At 64.7% G+C, this 18,902-nt stretch carries 9 protein-coding genes and 2 rRNA genes (1 of these 11 running past the window's edge); 4 read left to right on the top strand and 7 right to left on the bottom strand.

Going from position 1 to position 18,902, the window contains the following annotated elements; all coding sequences use genetic code 11:
* Positions 1–60: 60 nt before the first annotated feature.
* Positions 61–2,307 (bottom strand): discoidin domain-containing protein, encoded by a 2,247-nt coding sequence (locus LZC94_27800; GenBank protein ID WXB11655.1) that lies wholly within the window; start codon positions 2,305–2,307, stop codon positions 61–63.
* 423 nt (positions 2,308–2,730) lie between these two features.
* On the opposite strand from LZC94_27800, the gene LZC94_27805 reads away from it, so the two are divergent.
* Positions 2,731–3,747, top strand: coding sequence for a ParB/RepB/Spo0J family partition protein (locus LZC94_27805; GenBank protein WXB11656.1), 1,017 nt, complete (start codon positions 2,731–2,733; stop codon positions 3,745–3,747).
* A 37-nt stretch (positions 3,748–3,784) separates the two neighbouring features.
* Here the strand turns inward: LZC94_27805 and LZC94_27810 are convergent, their stop codons facing one another.
* Positions 3,785–6,751 (bottom strand): carboxypeptidase-like regulatory domain-containing protein, encoded by a 2,967-nt coding sequence (locus LZC94_27810; protein ID WXB11657.1) that lies wholly within the window; start codon positions 6,749–6,751, stop codon positions 3,785–3,787.
* Between the two features lie 294 nt (positions 6,752–7,045).
* Between LZC94_27810 and LZC94_27815 the strand changes: the two genes are divergently transcribed.
* Positions 7,046–8,662, top strand: a complete 1,617-nt coding sequence (locus tag LZC94_27815) for an FMN-binding glutamate synthase family protein (GenBank protein ID WXB11658.1) — start codon at positions 7,046–7,048, stop codon at positions 8,660–8,662.
* A gap of 6 nt (positions 8,663–8,668) precedes the next feature.
* On the opposite strand, the gene LZC94_27820 is transcribed toward LZC94_27815, so the two are convergent.
* From LZC94_27820 to LZC94_27830, 3 genes are all read right to left on the bottom strand, one after another.
* Positions 8,669–11,176, bottom strand: a complete 2,508-nt coding sequence (locus LZC94_27820) for a TonB-dependent receptor plug domain-containing protein (GenBank protein WXB11659.1) — start codon at positions 11,174–11,176, stop codon at positions 8,669–8,671.
* Positions 11,177–11,283: 107 nt separating this feature from the next.
* Positions 11,284–11,826 (bottom strand): hypothetical protein, encoded by a 543-nt coding sequence (locus tag LZC94_27825; protein WXB11660.1) that lies wholly within the window; start codon positions 11,824–11,826, stop codon positions 11,284–11,286.
* Between the two features lie 1,389 nt (positions 11,827–13,215).
* Complete coding sequence (locus tag LZC94_27830; protein WXB11661.1) at positions 13,216–13,368, bottom strand: hypothetical protein; 153 nt, start codon at positions 13,366–13,368, stop codon at positions 13,216–13,218.
* Positions 13,369–13,917: 549 nt separating this feature from the next.
* Between LZC94_27830 and LZC94_27835 the strand changes: the two genes are divergently transcribed.
* Entirely contained in the window at positions 13,918–14,874 is a 957-nt protein-coding gene (locus LZC94_27835) for an NAD-dependent epimerase/dehydratase family protein (GenBank protein WXB11662.1), read from the top strand.
* A gap of 935 nt (positions 14,875–15,809) precedes the next feature.
* The gene (locus LZC94_27840) at positions 15,810–17,243 is read left to right on the top strand and encodes a right-handed parallel beta-helix repeat-containing protein (protein ID WXB11663.1); all 1,434 of its coding nucleotides are present in this window, start codon (positions 15,810–15,812) and stop codon (positions 17,241–17,243) included.
* A 545-nt stretch (positions 17,244–17,788) separates the two neighbouring features.
* On the opposite strand, the gene rrf is transcribed toward LZC94_27840, so the two are convergent.
* Positions 17,789–17,905, bottom strand: a 5S ribosomal RNA gene (gene rrf, locus LZC94_27845).
* 170 nt (positions 17,906–18,075) lie between these two features.
* Positions 18,076–18,902, bottom strand: a 23S ribosomal RNA gene (locus LZC94_27850); it runs 2,134 nt beyond the window's last position.

Genomic DNA, 18,902 nt, shown 5'->3' on the forward strand with positions numbered 1-18,902 from the left:
CGTAGTGCCAACATTCTCGCGCGATAACGCAAGACGGCATCGCGCCATCGAGCCACTCCTTCACGGGGAATAGACTTCGAGCTCCGACACCTGCCCAGCCGGCCACCCCGTATTGGCGGTGAACTGGAGCCGCACGTAGCGCTGTGAGGTCGCGCCGAACCCGATGGTCGCCACATTGCCGGTGGCGGGATCGAAGGTGACACCGCGCGAGGGCACGACGGTGGTGAAATTCGAACCATCGTTGCTGCCGAGGACGGACAAGGTCTGCGTTCGCGCGCCCCAATTGGGGTTCGGGAGCTTGAGCACGATCCTGGCGATGTTCTTGGACGCCCCGAGGTCCACGGTCAGGCTCTGCGGAAACGCGTTGTTGGCGCTCTCCCAGTAGCTGTTTGGGTTTCCATCGACCGCGTTGGTCGCCACATACACTTGGGTGTAGCTGCTGGCGCTGATCGGCCTATTCAACGCCAGATTCCCGCCACCACCGCCGCCGCTGTCGGGCGAGCCGCTGTCGGGTACCCCCGCGTCGGTGCCACCGCCCCCGCCAACCTCCCAACCGGGATTGTTACCCACCCGGTTGAAGAACGAGGCCGGCGCCCCACCCTGCCGCAGCGGCGCCGTTCCCGAGCCGGAGACCGACACCGAGTCGAAGGTCACCATGCCGCGCGTGGCCCCGTCGAGGATCTCGATGCCATACGTCCCCGCGTTGGTAATCTTGATGTTCCGCAACGTAACGTTCGTATACTTGGCATTGTCCGCGGCCGTGAGATACTCATCGGAAATGCGCTCGCCCGGCGGGGCGTACGCGTGCCCGAACCCCCGAAACTCGATGCCCGAGTAGAGCGGCTCCAGGATCTCGACATTCTCCACCAGGACGTCGTTCACGTCGCCTTCGCGCATGTAGAGCTTGAGGGCGCCGTGCTGCCAGGGGTTGGACGTACCCTCGAAGAACATCGGGCCGCCGGCTCGGTTGAGGGTGATGTTCTTGAAGACGGTGACGGGCGCGCTAAAAGGATAGCTGGAAAATTCGTTGTCGATCAGGATTCCGGGGTAGGTCAGCACGTCCTCGCAGATGTTGTCCTCGAAGTGGTTGTCGTAGCCGCCGTACGCGGCAAAACAATTGGCGCGCCAGGGCATCTGCACCGTGAGGTGGCGCAAGGTGTTCCCATGGCCAATACCCTGGTCCGGTGCATTTCGCGCCTCCGGCTTGATGAAGTCCGGACCGAACCGGTAGGTCATCTCCTTCACCCACTTGGTCCACTTGATGGACCAAACCACGGCCGCGTCGTCCCCGGTGTTTCGAAAATGAACGTTCTCGACCAGGGAGTTCGACGTGCCATTGTCGAGGTTGATCCCGTCGGCATAGGTGTCGCGAATGCGGCAGTTGCGAATGGTGAGGTTCTGCGTGGGCGCATCTTGGTACGGCGGATCGTTTCCGACCCAGATGGCGCCGACCTCGTGCTCGATCCAGAGGTTCTCGAGCAGCGAGCCATTCCCGAGCGGCCCGGCGAACGCCTTCTGCGGCCCGGCCAGCTCCTCGTTGCGCGCCTTGGCCTCGCCGAACACGGAAAAATCGCCATAAACGCACTTGGTGTTGGCCCCGACGCAGAAGAACATGGCCTTCGGCCCTTTGAGGGTCGTGTGCCACATGCCGGCGCCGCGGACTTCGGTGCCCGGGTTGTCCAAACCGACATTGCCGCCGGAGATGGTCTGCGCCAAGTAGGTCCCGGGCGGAAACCAGAGCTTCGAGGTCTGGCGAAGCGCGTTCAAAATATCGTTGCCATGGTCTTTTCCGTCGTTCGGCTGAATGCCGAACTCGGTGACCGAGCGAAAGCCCGCCGGCATGGCGAGCGGGGGCGCCACGTTCTCGAAGTCGACCAGGTCGATGATGTAGAACGCGGCGGAGTCCTGCCCGTCGCGCTGCAGCTTCACCTCGGCGCCCACCGGGATGTCGCCGGTGAGCAGCCGCACTTCGTCGAAGAAGGTATGGGGCTGGGGGCCGGGGATATCCACGTTCGGATCGCCGATGGCGCCTCCTTTGTACGACCAGGCGTAGCGCGAGGTGAGCTGCAGCGATTGAACGCGCGTCCCGTTCACGTACAGGCCGAGGGTCGCGTCGATGCCGCCGCCGTTGGGCGAATCGGGGATCGAGTAACGGACGACAATCGAGTTGGCGGCCGCCGTCGTGCGAAATGCCACGTAGTGGCCGGTCTGGGACAGGCGAACGGCTTTGCGCCCGATGGCCTCTGCCTCGATGTGGTTCGCATCCCACTTAATGCGACTTGGTCCGAGGATGGTGGCGTTGGTCACGCCATCCTCCGCTTGATGCTCGAGCCACGGCACCGCAGCCCCGCGCCCCGGAGGGTACGCCGCCTGCGAAGATGCGAATGGCGCGCCTCGATTCGAATCGGCATTTGCCGAAGAACCGGGGCTCGCGCCCTCCGAGCTGCATGCACCGCCTTCGAAGCCGAGTGCGACGACGCCGAGCACCATGAGCGCGCGGCAACCGATACGCCGGAGATCCGACCGTGTTTCGTGTCTCATCTGCGCCTCCCTGCGTGCGTTGTGAAACGGCTCACCGCGCCAAACGGCGGCGCCGGGACTCACTGTCTATTTTTTGCACGCAACAAGTCGTGATTTTGCATTAAATGATACGACTGTCATCCATAAAGGAGCGCAACCGCAGATTGCCACGCCGCGTCATCGGTGGGTCGTCTGCTAAAAAGGGCGGCCATGGCCACCAAAAAGTCGAGCGCCGCCGCCAAGAAGCCCGCCGCCACCGCGAAGCGCGCGCCCGCGCGAAGGAAAACGCCGCGCAAGCAGAAGGCGCAATCCGCTGGGCTGGAGCCGTTGGGGTGCGCGCTCGACGCAGGCGATCCCGCGGTGCAGGAGCTCGAGGCGGTCATCGCGCGCGAGGGAGGCCTCGTAGTGGGGCGCTACAAGGATCCGCTGGGCGGCTTTCCCATGGTGTTCGCGGTGGTGCCCATCGACACGATCGAGCCCACACCATTTCAGCGCGACTTGAGCGATACGCATCACAAGCGCCTCGCGGAGGTGATTCAAAAGACGGGTCGCTTTCTCGATCCCGTCATCACCATCACCGCGCCGCCCGAGCAAGGCGGATTCTGGACGCCCAACGGCCGCCATCGCCTCGAGGCCATGCGGCGCCTCGGCGCAAAAGCCATTACGGTGCTGGTGGTGCCCACCCGCGAGGTCGCGTGGCAGATCCTGGCGCTCAACACGGAGAAGGCGCACAACCTCAAAGAGCGCTCGCTCGAGGTCATTCGCATCTACCGCGGATTGCTCGACGAAGACGACGCGCGCGCCGAATCGGGGTTTGCCTTCTACCTCGAAGACCCCGCGCTGGTGACCTTGGGCGTGTGCTACGAGCGCAGCCCGCGCTTCGCCGGCGGCGCCTACTACCCCGTGCTACGAAGGGTTCAGCAGTTCTCGGACGAACCGATCCGCGAGGCCATCGACGTGCACGAGCACCTCGCCACCTTGACCTTGGAGGTCGAATCCAACGTGGCCGCCGCCATCGCCAAGCTGCGCGAAAAGGGGCTCGTCAGCCCCTACCTGCGCTCGTTCGTGGTCGCGCGCATCAACCCTCTGCGATGGATTCAAGGGGAGCTGCCGCCCGCCGAAAAGGTGCTCACCACCATGCGCGACCGCGCCGCCAAGTTCAACACCGAGAAGGTCCGGCAAGAGGATCTCGCGCGCGTGAGCGGCGGCGTCCCCGACGAGGAGTGACGCCGCCGCATTTCTTTCCGCCGATTCTTCCCTGCGATCAGGGCCCCGTGCAGGTGCCCCCGCCCACACCGAGGCTGGTCATATAGCTCGCCACGGTGGCGGGCTGGCTCGGGGTGGTGCTGTGCCAGAAATTGCGCCAGGTGACGAAGGCCTGGGGCATGTATCCGCCCGAGCAGACAGCGTTGTTCACGCCGGTCGCGCGATTGGCGATCGCCGCCGGCGAGCCCCAGTCGAGATCGAAATCCGGAATTCGGGAGTTGTGGCAAGACCGGCACGAGGGGCGGACGACATCGTAGTAGAAGCTCTTGTCGGCCGCCGTGGTCCCCGAGTTCCAAAGGAAGGGAATGTTCGCGATGCCATCGTGCTGCACCTCCCCGGGCGAGCTCACGCCGCCGGGCGCATACCAGGCTTCGATGAGCGCCTTTTGCGAGTCGGTGGCGTTGGTGTGGAGGTACACCCCCTCGTTCAACTTCCGGAAGTTCTGCTCTTGCGCCGGGCGCGCGAGCATGGCGGGGTACGCGAACGACTTGAGATCGAAGGGGATGAACCGCGCGGCCACGTCACCCGGCGTGGGCCCCGCGGTGATATCGGCGGGGAACGTACCGCCATGGCAAACCATGCACAGACCCGGCACGTATTTGTCGCCGCGGTTGTCGAGCTCCGCCTTGTTGACCCGCGCGTCCGTTTTGTCGAAGACATAGAACTTCGTGAACTTTGGTGCGCCCGGCAATACCGATGGATACGCCGAGTACTCCATGGCCACGGTGGCAATCACATCGGTCGACAAGCCGCCCAAGGCCAAGTCCGCGTTCTTGAAGTTGGTCACGTAGTAGGCAATGCTGCCGTCCGCGCGCCGCCGCATGTGCATGCTGCGCCCGAACTCCAGATCACCGGCGTTGAAGTAGAACGCGCTGGCGTCGTCGCCGGCGCCAAAGTCGTTGCGGTTCTTCCACGCGGTGAGGTCCGCGTCGGCGCCGATGGCCGTGTAGTACGTGCTCGCATAGGCGTCCTTCGCCGCGTCGTTGGCGCCGGGATTGCTCAAGTACGACAAGTACGTGGGATTGGGATCCTGCGGCAGATCCAGGCCGAGGGTCACCGGCGGCGAGGGCGGGGTGATGCAATCGTTGTACGGGGCGGCCAGCGAAAGGTTCGTCCCGGCCGCAACGGCGTTCCCCGTGCTGAATACCCGGTGCGAGTTGGGGATGGGGTTGTTCGAGCCGTCGAGCACATCGATGGTCGTGCCGGCCACGTTGGGCGGCAGACGCACGATGGCCGTCACATTTTCCGTCACCGCGCGGTCGCGCACGGCGGGAGGGCTGCCGGGGACGGTCAGACGAATGTTGAAGGGAACGGACAGCGTGGTCTGGTCGACCACCAGCTTGAGGCACGTGGCATTGGTCTTGGCGATATCCACGTTGATGGCCGAAAAGTGCTTTGCCTGTGTTTTGTAACGCGTGCCGACCAGGGTAGCTTTTCCGTCCTCCTCCCAGAGCCCTTTGTCTTCGTTGTAATACCAAAGCGGCATGCTCGCCGGCGCGCTCCCTATCTGGGAGGCGTGAACCTCGTACTCGAGATCCGCCGGCTTGCCGGGCATGATGTTGTACTTTTCGCCGGCGGGCCCGCGCAAATTCACCTCGATGGCGCCGTAGCTGGTGAGGGTCACGTCCTGGCCCGAGCTGTCGATGGCGCCATAGTCGCCGGGCATTCGGTCGAACTTGTCGAAGAGGTGATCGAAGCGCGAGGTGAACGCAAATGCCGGGGTCACCACGGGATGGCCCGATTCGTCCACGATCGAGCCGGCCTTGATGAGCAAGCTCACCGCCTTGAAGCCGCTCTGGCCGCCCGTTTCGTCGCGCGGGGGCATCACGGTGATCAGGTTGTCCTTGGTCGGGTCGAGGGGCGTCTTGTCGGCCTTGAGCAGCTTGTAGACGGCCCCCGTGCGCTCCTCGAGGAACACCTTGGAGATGAGCTGATAGCCGTCTTTGCGGATGGTCAGCACATAACGGTCCTTCTCGGGCACGGTCACGGCGAAGGCGCCATTGGCGTCGCTGACGACGCTCACCCCATTGACCTTGACCTCCGCCCCCGGAACTTTGGCCGCGCCATCGACCAATGTGCCGCTGAAGAGCGAAATGGCGGGTCCGACCGCCACCCGCACCCGGCCCACCGCATATTCGCCAATGCCATCGGACACCTGCACGAAGATCGATTGCGTGCCGAGCGACGCGGGCATCGTGCACTCCACCGAGGGCGCATCGGTGGGCGGACAGCTCCCGCCCGGCGCGATCCAGCGGTAATGCAGCGCGCCGCCATCGGGATCGCCGGCCTGCGCGGTGACCGTCACCTTCGACCCCGCCTCGACGTGGCGTACCCCCTTCCCTCCCTGCAGCGCGTTCACCTCGGAGACCTGCGGCCGCCGATTGCCGAACGACATGTCGTTCTTCAGCGGCGACGTCGCCAGGGCCACCGTTTTTTCCACGTTGCTCGATTCGCTGGTGGCCAGGATGCGGTAATTGGCCCCAGGCGGGAGCCCGCCGATGACGTATTCTCCGCGCGCATTGGCGCGGACCGGTCCCGCCACCAAGGCGCCCCCGGGTGTCGAGGCGCGCACGAACGTGTCGACCTCGGTCGCAAAGAGTTGATTCTCGTAGCGGACGTCGCTCTTGTCGCTCAGTGAAACGCGGCCGTACACGGGCACCCGATTGGGCGAGAACACCGCGTGCGGCGGATTCGAGATTTTACCGCTCTTGACCAAGAATTGGGCGTTGGAGCACCCGCTGGTGAACCCCGCTGCGGTGATGCACGTGGTGTACGTCCCCGAGGGAACGCCGGGCGCGATGAAGAAGCCTTTGACGTCCGTTCTGACGGGCGCCGTCATCAACGCATCGCTCACCCTTCGCAGTCGGACCGTCGCGTCGGGAAGCGCGATGGTCCCCTTTTCTCCTATCTGTGCATCGATGTAACCGTGCACCGCGCCTTGTCCCGGCGCGAAGTTGCTTTGCACTTCCCCCGTTTGGGGATCGTTCGACGAATGGTCGAGCCCGCACGCCACGACGCAAGCCGTCGCGAGCGCAACGATCGCCCACCGCGAACCGTTTCTTCTCGAGAACAAGATCGGTTTCATGCGCATCGACCTCCACCCGCGGACGGACCAGTAGCCGCCGTATGGGGCGCAACGTGGGTCGCGAACGAAGAGGACGCCTGTCACTTACTCGGACGACGAGGACGCTTGTCCGGCACACGGACGACACGACAATCCGTGTAAAATACTCGCCCACCTGGAGCCCGACATCGCCCGATGATTTCTCTTCCTCGCATTTCCCCGCGCAAAACCTTCTTCCTCCTCGCCTTTTGGGCATTCGCGCTGACCGCGGCCATCGCCTGGTACGTCCCGTGGATCGTGGTGGTGTTCGTCCCGGTGGGCGCCGTCTTTCTCCTGGGCGTCTACGATCTGCTGCAGAGCAAACACGCCGTGCGCCGGAATTTCCCGGTCATCGGGCACTTTCGATATCTGTTCGAGTCCATACGGCCCGAGCTCCAACAGTACTTCGTGGAGTCCAACTCCTCGGGCCGCCCTTTCAGCCGCGATCTGCGCTCGCTCGTCTACCAGCGCGCCAAGAACGTGACGGACACCGTCCCCTTCGGCACCGAAAAAGACGTTTATGCGATTGGCTACGAGTGGATCAACCACTCGCTCCTGGCCAAGCACCCCGCCGAGGAGCCGCCGCGCGTCCGAATCGGCGGCCCGGATTGCACCCGACCTTACGACGCATCGCTCCTGAACGTATCGGCCATGAGCTATGGCTCGCTCAGCAGCAACGCGGTGCGCGCGCTCAATCGCGGGGCCAAAGCGGGAGGCTTCGCGCACAATACCGGAGAAGGTGGCCTGACACCGCATCATTTGGCCGAGGGCGCCGACGTGATCTGGCAAATCGGCACCGGCTATTTCGGCTGCCGGGACGCCGCCGGCAAGTTCGATGGGGCGCGCTTCGCCGAGAAAGCGGCCATCGATGTGGTGAAGATGATTGAAATCAAATTGAGCCAGGGCGCCAAACCCGGTCACGGAGGCATCCTCCCCGCCCGAAAGCTCACCCCGGAGATCGCCGAAATTCGCGGGCTGCCCATGGGGCGCGACGTGATCTCGCCCCCCACGCACTCGAGCTTTCGAACGCCCATCGAGATGTGCCTCTTCATCGCCAAGCTGCGCGAGCTGGCGAAGGGAAAGCCGATCGGCTTCAAGCTCTGCGTGGGCAAGCGGCGCGAGTTCCTCGCCATCTGCAAGGCCATGCTGGAGACGGGCATCACCCCCGACTTCATCACCGTCGATGGCGGCGAAGGCGGCACCGGCGCAGCGCCGCTCGAGTTCTCCAATGTGGTGGGCACGCCTCTGGTCGAGGGCCTGGTGTTCGTGCACAATGCGCTCAACGGCGTGGGGTTGCGCGATCGCATTCGCGTCATCGCCAGCGGCCGTATCGTCACCGGGTTCGATATCGCGCACAAAATTGCCATTGGCGCCGACCTTTGCAACTCCGCGCGCGCCATGATGTTCGCCCTCGGGTGCATCCAGGCGCAGCAGTGCAACGCGAACACGTGCCCCACGGGCGTGGCCACGCAGGATCCCGAGCTCGTGCGCGGCTTGGTCGTGGCCGACAAAGCGGCGCGCGTCGCAAACTTTCAGCGCAACACCGTGCGCGCGTTCACCGAGATCCTGGGCGCCGCGGGCCTCGAGCGCCCCGAGGATCTGCGCCCGTGGCACGTGCTGCGTCGGATCAGCCCCACCGAATCGAAGCACTACGGCGAAATGTACGAATACTTGGCGCCGCGCGCGCTGCTCTCCGCCGATCTCCCCAAGTCGTATGCGCGCCCTTGGCACGCCGCGCAGGCGTCGAGCTTCGAATCCGCCGTGCGCGACTGACTCGGGTCAAAAGCTGCCCTCGAGGCCGATGCTCGGAAAGGCCACGGGGCCGATGCGATCCGGTTGGCAGACTCGTGATTTGCCGTCCGGGGTGGCGACGCACGAAACGCCGATATCTTCTCTGTTCAGCGTGACATTGAGCCCTTCGAGCACGAAGGAGATGCGCCCGGTTCTTCCGATCCGCCACGCCTTCTCGAGCCGGACGTCGAATCGATAGTAGCCCGGCAGGCGCCCGGTGGGTGCGTCCTCGGCGGGATCACCCTCCTTGTCGAAGCGGGGGGTGGGGCGGCCCGAATACAGCGTGAGGCGAAGCCCCGCGCGCCAATTCCTTCCGAGATCGTAGGCGCCCACGAGGTTGAGGACGTGCGTACGGTCGAACTCCGCCAGGGTGCTCTGCGGAATATCGATGGGGGTGTGCCCTGCGCTTCCAATGGCGAACCCCTCGCGGGTGGAGCGCGAGAGCGTATACGAGAGCCAGCCCGTCAGCTTGCGGGTGAGCGCGCGGCGAACGAGCAGCTCGAAGCCGAAGGCGCGGCCGCGAACGCGCCGGGAGACGCATGGATCCTCCCACGCATCGTAGGGGATCCGGCCGCACGAGGCGGTGGCGTCGCTCAAATTGCGGTACTCGTGCAAAAAGAAAGTGCCGGTAGCCGTAAAATCCCATGGCAAGGCGACTTCGAACCCTTGGCTCCCCTGAATGGATGTTTGCAATACGTCGCGGCGTTCGCTCAAGGAGAGGCCGGCCATGGGGACCAAGGTGCTCGGCGGTTGATGCGTCAGCCCGAAGGTCGTGATCGAGGTGATGCCCTGGGCGATGCCGATCCGGGCCGCGAGGCGCGGATCGATGGCCACCACCGCGCTCGCCGGCGCCCCGATGGGGTGCACGCGATCCAAGATTTGGACGACGGGTTGATCGGGCCGGCGCGAGGTAAAAACATCGGCGCGCACCCCCGGGACGATCTCCACGCGGCGCCATGGCCTCCAGGTGACGTCGGCGTACGCTCCGAGGGTGACATCGTTTCGCGGCGCATAGCGAAAGGTCGACGAGCTTCTCCCGGGCACCAGCGGATTGCCGGACACGTCGAGCAGATCGGTGTGGTCCCAGGCGACGTCGGCGCCGGCGCGCACGCGGGCATTCTCCGCGACGTTACCCTCGATCTCGGTGCGAAGCGCGACGGACCGGATCCGTCCATTGCCGACCTGCACGTATTCTTTGATCTCGTTGCCCTGAAGATCCGTGCCCGATTGATCGGCCCCCAGGGTCAAGGCCACGCGCACATTCCCGGCGCGGCCGAGGCGGTGGTCGTAGCGAAGGTCGAGCCGATGAAAGGTCGATTTGAAGACCTGCTCTTCTTTTTTTTCTCGGCTGGGGGGGCCCTGCCCTACGGAATACACTCCTCGGTCCTGCTCTCGAAGCATACCGAGGTAGTCCGAGCTCCCGAACACGAAGGCGCTGACGGTATCCACGTCCGTGAGCTTGTACGCGATACGAGCTTGGTAATCCCAATACGCGATCCGCGCATCCGATGCGAGCGAGGCGATGAGCCCGGGATAGCCGTATCGCCCGGCGACGAGCACGCTCCCGCGCCCTTCGGCAAAGGGCGCTTCGACGAGGGCGCCGCTGTCGAGCAGGCGCACGTTCCACTCGCCGTGAAACGCGGTGGCCGGAGCTCGGGTGCGCCCTGCGAGAACTCCGCCCGTGAAGCGGCCATAGGGAGCGGGAGGGGCCCCGGAGAAGAAATCGACGTGATCGATCAGCCCGGGATGGACCACCCCGGGGCCCAAGGCTACGTGGTAAAGCAGCGGGAGACGTACGCCGTCGAGGTAGTAGCCGGTATTGCCGGGCGGGGCACCGCGCACATAAAAGAAGGGGAGGCCGCTCACCACGGGCGTGACGCCGGGGAATGCCTCCAACATGCGGAAGCTATCGCCGAACGCACCTGGCATTTGCCGGACTTCGTCTCGGGTCACCGTGACCTTTCCCGGCTCGGGGAGCTCGCCGCGAACGTAAACCTCCGCTTCGCGCTCGATGACGGCGTTCGCGCGCGAAGGCGCTTTGGCGGCGCGCGGGTCGATGTCGGGCGTTCCGCGCGCGGGGTCGTGCGAATCCGGCGGCGGGTGAAACTCGATGCGCATGCGGGTGCGGGCCGCGACGTCGACATCGCCGCGCCGCGCGGGAGCGAACTTCCAGCCCTGCGCGTGGGTGAGCACGATCGTGGCGAAGGGCTCCTCGCCCGAGGCGAGGATCGCATTTTCGACGGTGCCGGATGAATCGATGGTCAGCTCGATGACGACCACCGACTCTCCGTGTGCGCCCTCGGGATAAGGCAGAGGCTCGGCGTGCAGGAGCTGCGGCGGAACGATGGGCGCGGAGGGCGGCGCTGGCCTCGGGGGCGGTGCTGCGCGCGTTTGAGCCATGGCGGGCGCGACGCTGCCGAGCACGACGAAGAGCGTAAGCAGGCGCGCAAAGAGCGGGCGACGACGCAGGCGCGCAAAGAACGGGGTACGACGCATTCGATGGAATCGATTCACGCAAGTCAACTTTCGTTAAACGTCTTTGATTTTCTAAGCTCTCTTCGTTCTTCTTCGCGCTCCGGTGCGCGGCGCCCGGCGCTCGGCATTCAACGTTCGAGCAGGATTTCCCGCTCTGGAAGCGCTGGGTCGTTCGGCCGGAGGCGAATTTCGAACCGCGCGCGGACTTGGGGTCCATCGAGCCGAACGTACGGGTCCCCGCCATTCTGCTTTACCGTCTCGCGAATTTCTTCGCGGGTGGGTAAGTTGCGGAACGCGATACGTCCGATGGCGGTCGCTTCCAGCTCGGGGCTGTCGCTCGGCGGAAGAAACGCGGGCTCGCCGACCCGAAGTTGGGCGCCGGGCGCGCGAACGTAGAGGCTCCGAATGGCAGGATCGTTCAGCGCATACGTGCGGGACTCCGGGGCATCGTCGAAATTGAGCTCCACGTAACCCGCGCGATCGGAGTCGAGCTCCTTGAAGTCGAAGTGGACGACGGAGACGGGCCGGCTCGGCCCCCCGTCACCGGCGTCCTTCGTCGGGCCAACTTCGAAGATCGTCCTGTCGAGCCGATACGAATAATACTGGGTACAAGAGACGGGGTGATGCTCGTCGCCCGAAAAGGAATTGCCGACGCACGGCGGGTCGATCATCGCCGGGTGGCCGGTGCAGGAAGCGAGGGAAGCGAAGCAGAAAATCACGCCACCCGATGCGACCGAGAGCGCCAAGAGCCGATGCCATACAGGATAACGAGCTTGCGGTACGAGCGACGTAAGTCGAAGCATGATCCGAGGGACACCCGAGCGAGCGTTTTCGATCAAAAAAACGACGGCGCGCGCATCGAATATTTCTGGGACGGCGGTGCATCGCCGGCTCGCCCGACCGTGACCCGAAACGGCGCGGCTCGCGCACGGTCGTGCCAGCCGTACACGGTGAACACATCCCCTGGTCGCCGCGAGCATGCGCGCTCCCGGAGCCACCCGAGACCGCCAAGAGTGCACGTTTTCGCGAGCGGGTTGCCACCTCTCCTACACGGGATGGTTCGTGGGGTGTCCATATACATTCTGCGCAGCGCCGGCGCGCGAACGCGGGGAGCGGAAATCGATTGCACTTCAAACCATTGCAATCCACTCCATCGTGTCGTGCACGATGCATCGAGCGGCACCGTGCCGAGCGCATCTCGTTCGAGCTTCCATGGCATGGTTTCGCATTCGAATGGCGAGCTTAAATAGATTTGGACGAGCGAAGACGATGGCGGTATCCCATATCCAATCGCGCCCCCGCAGTCGTCGATTGCTGGGCTTCACGGATCACCCGCGAGCCCGCCGGGCTCCGCTGGCCACGGTGCTCGATTGCTGGGCTGCGCGCGCTCGTGAGGTGGAAATGCGAGTTACATTGAAAACGGACGGAGGGATGCCCCCTGCCCCCGATGTTTTGGCCTCGATTGCGCTCGATACGGAGAGGATCGCCCCCCATCTGTCGGTGCGGCTCCAAGAGCTGGTCCGCGCGGCGGCTTTCTTTCACCTCCCTGGAGTGCTGGGGAGACGGAAAAAACGTGCCCGTACGCTTCCATCGCGAACCCATACCATTACAGTGGAGAAGGACGGGCACGCACACCAGGTCGTTACCATGGAAACCAAAGTACCGACCGCGCTTCAAGCGCTCGTCGCGTTCATCGAAGCTCATGGCACGCGTGGTTGACGTGGAAAGTTCGTCGAAGAAGCTCGCGATAGGCCGCGATGTCCGGCGCCTCGCCGTCATCCAAGTCGAAGCTCGAAGTCGGGCCATTCCCGCCTCCCAGCCTTCCCAATCGCCGCGGACGCCATCGATGCAGGCGGCGCCTTTGGCGACCATGTGCTCGGGGATCGCCTCGCGCGACGAGATCGGGGGGCATCATCGAGCGCATCGCCATGGAGTGCTTGCGCAGCTCGAGGAGGACCGACGAGGATGTCCGCATATCGGTGAGCATTCCGCCGGGGAGGCACACTGTGAGGGTTACGCCCGCGCGCGGGCCGCCGCGCTCTACCCCCAGAGGTCGCGGGTCAGCGCAAGGAGCTGCTGTCGAGCGATGGCATCGGAGAGGGAAAGGTGCCGCCAATGCTGGAGACGATGAGCGCGCCGCCGCCGCCGCGCGGATCGTGGTAGGCGAGAAATCGCCGGAGGAGCTCGACGGGGTAAACACGTTGAGCCACCACATCGCGGCCACCGTGGGCTCGTCCATGTCGGTGGAGGGGCCGAACCAATAGCGGCTGGCATTGCAAATGAACGCATAAGTGCCTCGGCCCCTGGGCGGCCTTGGCGAAGAGGTGCTCGGCCGCGCCGTCCGACGCGAGATCGAGCGGGATACGCGCCGTTCGAACACCATATTGCGCATCGAGCGCGGCGCCCAGGCGCTCGAGACGATCCGCGGCGGGCGGCGAGGATCACGTGGGCGCCGCGCTTGACCAATGGCGTGGGGATTACATATCGGATGATGCCTTCTCCAAGTTCGAGCCGGCGCCCGAGCAACCAATTTACGCACCAGTTTACAATGGTCGACGAGCTCGGCGAAATCAAGATTAACGGAGCGGCGGAGGGTGTACCAAGAATGGTACATGCACCGTACCGTGGTACACGGCCGAGAGCCTATTTGGTACACTTCGGGCCATGCTGGCCCGCGCCGCGCATCGCGAGCAAAATGAGCAACGAGAAAACACCATTGCCGCACAAATCCAACTTGCATGATTGAACGATTCGCAACACCTATGGTCTTGCTTTTCGTATGCGGTGGAACGGGATTCATTGGTACGTCACTCGTCCGCCACGCGGTCGCACGTGGTATGCAGGTGCACGTTTTGGTTCGCTCGGAGCGCTCGGCCCGCAAGGTCATCGCCAATGGCGCCGTGCCTGTATGGGGCGATCTCGCGCGGCCGGACTCTTGGAGAGACATCGCAGGTTACGCGCGTTGGATTGTGCATCTTGCGCAGCCCGAAACGTTCTTGGGGCGCGTCACGCGGGCGCGCGCCGAGGTCTATCGCGAGGAAAGGCTGGCGCTCGACAGTCATTTGCTCGAGGCCGCGCGCGGCGTAGAGCGCATGATCTACGTGGCGGGTACGAGCTATTACGGCGACCTCGGTGGGAGCTCCGAACGAGGACTGCACGACGAGGACGCGCGCCCCACACCAAGAGGCTCCGGCCCCTACTTCGCGCCGGCCGTCGATCGCGTCACGGACGAAATATCCGGTGGACTGCGCGCCATCGTGGCATTTCCTGGATATGTCTATGGAGACGGCTCTTGGTTTCGTGAGTACGTGACGGCGCCGCTCGAGCAAGGAAAGCCCATTCACATGGTCAGCGGCCCGCCGCGCTATGCGTCGGTGGTGCACGTCGACGATTGCGCACGTGCGCTGCTGCATCTTCTGGCGCGCGGCGAGGTGGGCCAGCGCTATTTCGTCGTCGACGACGAACCCCTCCCCTGGCTCGCCTTTTATGGGCGCGCGGCCGAAGCCTTCGAGCGCCGTCTGCAGGTGTGCCGGGTGCCCGCCGCCCTGATGCGCGTGCTCATTGGAGACGTGCTCACCGAATCGCTCTTGGTGAACGCTGCGCTCTCGAATGGGCGCCTGCGCGCTACCGGCTTCGTCCCACGCTATCCTTCGTCGCGCGAAGGGCTGCTCGAGGTGGCCCGCGCGACGCGCGTCGGGCGCCAAGAGGCATCTTCATGATGCCGAGTCTTGGGAGCGTATGCCCGCGGGCAGCCCTTCGACACCACGCCGAAATGACGCAGCTCACCCTCCGGATGCGGGGCGCGCCCTCTTTGGCGCCGACGTCGCCTACCAGGGCGAGTCCTTCGGCGACGCGGTCACCGAGGTGAACGACTTCGTCAACGAGTTTGCCGCCTCGGTTCTTCGCCCGCCGGCGTGGATCCCCACCCCGCGCAATGTCCGCTTTCGCCGCTCGATGCGCATCCTCGACGGCCTCGTTCAGCGGATCATCGACGAGCGCCGCACGAGCGGCATCTTGGGGGACGACCATCCGCGTCCGCGCGAGGCGGCCACCATCGGCGAGCGCCCCGCGATCGAGGACCTACCCCGCCTCACGTACACCAAGCAGGTCCTCGAGGAGACCTTGAGGCTCTACCCGCCCGCCTGGCCCTTCGAGCGCGAGGCCATCGCCCCCGACACCATCGCCGGCTATCCCATCGAGGCGGGGGTGATCACCGAGATCTCCCCCTATGTCATGCACCGCCACCCGGCGTACTGGTCATCCCCCGAGACGTTCGATCCCGAGCGATTCTCCCGACCAGGCCGGAAGCCGCCCTTGTTTCGCCTATCTCCGCTTCGGCGGGGGCCCGCGCCAGTGCATCGGCGGCCACTTCGCCATGATGGAGGCCCAGCTCGTCACCGCCATGATCGTGCGCCAGCATCGGCTCGCGCCCTCCCCGGCTCACACCATCGAACGGGATCCCAAGGTCTCGCTGCGCCCCCAAACATGGCATTTGGATGGCCCGATTCTGCGTCGATAAATGACGCAGCTCCGACAATCCAATCCATTCCGCTGACAATCCAATTCCGCCCTGACGACAATCGAATCCATCGTCCGCCAATCTTCGTATTGGATGCTCTTTCTTTTTGTGCGCACCAGCCGATAGTCTGGCCGGATGCGATATGGGCTAGCATTGGGCGCGCTGGTGGGTGGAACATTGGTGGTGCATGCCGCGCATGCGGGCTCGTTCCCCGTGACCAGCACGAACGACTCCGGCGCCGGCACGTTGCGCGACGCCATCACGCGCGCGAACGCCTCGCCGGGGCCGCATACGATCCCGATAGCCGTCACGGGGACCATCAGCCTGGCATCGGAGCTGCCCAACATTGCGCAGGCGATGACGATCACCGGGCCAGGGGCGGCCAAGTTGACGGTGCAACGAGGCTCCGGCACCCGATACGCCCTCTTGACCATCGCCAACGCCGCCGTCGAAATCCAGGGGCTGACGATCGCCCGAGGCGAGGGTGGAACGATTGGCGGCGTGGGCGGCATCGACGTTCGAGGCGGCTCCCTGAGCCTCTCCGACTGCGTCCTCCTGGAGAACTCGGGGGACACCGCCTCCGCCATCTATGCGAGCGGCGAGCTATCCATCACGCGCAGCGTCATTCGGAACAATGCAGGCAGGTACAGCGCGGTCTACGCGACGGGGACCACCACCATCACCGACACGACCATCGCGGACAACACCGTCACGGCCATCGTGTTCCCGCCCGACGGGCGCGTGCTCACCATCGAGCGCAGTACGATTTCGGGGAACCGCAGTGACCGCGGCGTGGGCGGATTGCAGCTCCAGGGGGGTACCGCGGTCATCCGCAACTCGACCTTCTCGGGCAACACGGGCCGACAGGCCGGCGACTTCTGGACATACAGCGACGGCGTGACCTTTCGGCTCCTCAATGTCACCGCCATCGGCAGCTCGTCGCCCTCGATCTGGACCAGCAACGCGGGGACGGTCTATCTGCGCAACACGCTCCTCGGCGGCACCGGCGCGCGCTGCTCGCTCGGCCGCGGGGGCATCGTCACCGAAGGAAACAACCTCTCCAGCGACGCAACATGCGCGCTGAACGCCCCCAGCGACAAGCCGAACACCGCACCCCAGGCGGCCCCGCTCGCCGACAACGGCGGTTTCACGAAGACGCACGCGCTCCTCGCCGGCAGCCCCGCCATCAACTCCGGAAACAACACAGCGCTGCTCACCACCGACCAACGCGGAAAACCACGCATCGCCGCCGGCACCATCGACATCGGCGCCTACGAGGTGGAGGACGAGATCGACGCCGGCGCAGATGGGGGCGATGCCGGCACCGACGCAGATGCGGGCGACGCAAGTCCGCCCGATTCGGGTCTCCCTCGCGACGCAGGCAGCCGTCCACGCGATGCCGGCACCAACGCAGGCGGAGATGCCGGCGATGATCCCCATCCCGCTAGCCCCAGCTCCGACGGGTGCGACTGCGTTGCAGCCGGCACAAGCTACGGCACGGGCCCCGCAACTGCCGCTTCGAGCCTGGCATTTGCGCTCCTCTTCGCACGCCGCCGCCGCCGCTCCTAATCCGGAAACGTCGACCACCGCCCCACGTCCCCTCGACGCGACTTGTACCGCTACGCCGTAGGCGCCCAGAGTCGTCCACGCGATGCGCAGCGACAAACCCGCACCGCACGTCCCTCGGCGCGGCCTGTGCGTATACGCCGTAGGCACCCAGCCGCACACGCGATGCGCAGCGACGACCCATGCCGCACGTCCTCTCGGCGTGGCTCGTACCGCTACGCCGCAGGCGCCAGGGTCGCACACGCGATGCGCAGCGACAAACCTGTGCTGCCCGTTCCCCCGGCGCGGCTTGTACCGCTACGCCGCAGGCGCCCAGCCGCACACGCGATGCGCAGCGACGACCCCCACGCCGCACGTCCCTCGGCGCGGCCTGTGCAGATACGCCGTAGGCGCTGGGTCGTACACGCGATGTGCAGCGACAACCCCGCGTCGAACGTTCCCGCAGCGCAGCTTGTACCGCTACGCCGCAGGCGCCCAGCCGCACACGCGATGCGCAGCGACAAAAAAGAAAAGGCTCGAATCTGAAAGATTCGAGCCCTCATAAGAAATCCCGGCGGCGTCCTACTCTCCCACACGGCTTCCCGTGCAGTACCATCGGCTCCGAGGAGCTTAACTTCCGAGTTCGGGATGGGATCGGGTGTGGCCTCCTCGAGATCACCACCGGAAACTGTGGGTTTCCACGTTTCCGACCGTGTCTTGTTGGTCAGTGAAAAGATCGTCTTTTCGAAACGGTTGCTAAAGCGCGAGCTTCGCAAACCCAATCCTGGGTGCGAGCTTCACGCGACCGGCTCGCGCATGCGCGGCGGTCGGTGCAAACGATGTTTGCCTTAGAGACATGGTTAAGCCTCACGACCTATTAGTACTGGTCAACTCCGCCCTTTACAGGACTTCCATCCCCAGCCTATCGACCTCGTGGTCTACGAGGGGTCTTTAGAGGCCTTGCGGCCTGGGATACCTTGTCTTGAGGCCGGCTTCCCGCTTAGATGCTTTCAGCGGTTATCCGTTCCGCACATAGCTACCCAGCTATGCCACTGGCGTGACAACTGGCTCACTAGAGGTGCGTCCAACCAGGTCCTCTCGTACTATGGTCAGCTCCTCTCAAGTATCCTTCGCCCACGGCAGATAGGGACCAAACTGTCTCACGACGTTTTAAACCCAGCTCGCGTACCGCTTTAATCGGCGAACAGCCGAACCCTTGGGACCTGCTCCAGCCCCAGGATGCGATGGGCCGACATCGAGGTGCCAAACCACTCCGCCGATGTGAACTCTCAGGAGTGATCAGCCTGTTATCCCCAGAGTACCTTTTATCCGATAAGCGATGGCCCTTCCATTCGGGACCACCGGATCACTAACGCCTGCTTTCGCACCTGCTCGACCTGTCGGTCTCGCAGTTAAGCTCCCTTGTGCGTTTGCACTCTACGCCTGGTTTCCAATCAGGCTGAGGGAACCTTCGCACGCCTCCGTTACGATTTAGGAGGCGACCGCCCCAGTCAAACTGCCCACCAGGCAGTGTCCCCCGCCCAGGTCATGGGCGCAGGTTAGAATCCCAGAACATCCAGGGTGGTATTTCAACGGTGACTCCATCGAACCCAGAGGCCCGACTTCAAAGTCTCCCACCTATCCTACGCAGAATGTCCCGAAACTCACTGCCAAGTTGCAGTA

This window comes from Sorangiineae bacterium MSr11954, assembly GCA_037157815.1.
In the GTDB taxonomy this organism is placed as follows: domain Bacteria; phylum Myxococcota_A; class Polyangia; order Polyangiales; family Polyangiaceae; genus Pendulispora; species Pendulispora albinea.

Excerpts from the sequence above, each read along its gene's own strand:
- LZC94_27805 (WXB11656.1), top strand. The coding sequence starts at position 2,731 with ATGGCCACCAAAAAGTCGAGCGCCGCCGCCAAGAAGCCCGCCGCCACC.
- LZC94_27815 (WXB11658.1), top strand. The coding sequence starts at position 7,046 with ATGATTTCTCTTCCTCGCATTTCCCCGCGCAAAACCTTCTTCCTCCTC.
- LZC94_27820 (WXB11659.1), bottom strand. The coding sequence starts at position 11,176 with ATGCGTCGTACCCCGTTCTTTGCGCGCCTGCGTCGTCGCCCGCTCTTT.
- LZC94_27825 (WXB11660.1), bottom strand. The coding sequence starts at position 11,826 with ATGATCGACCCGCCGTGCGTCGGCAATTCCTTTTCGGGCGACGAGCAT.
- LZC94_27835 (WXB11662.1), top strand. The coding sequence starts at position 13,918 with ATGGTCTTGCTTTTCGTATGCGGTGGAACGGGATTCATTGGTACGTCA.
- LZC94_27840 (WXB11663.1), top strand. The coding sequence starts at position 15,810 with ATGCGATATGGGCTAGCATTGGGCGCGCTGGTGGGTGGAACATTGGTG.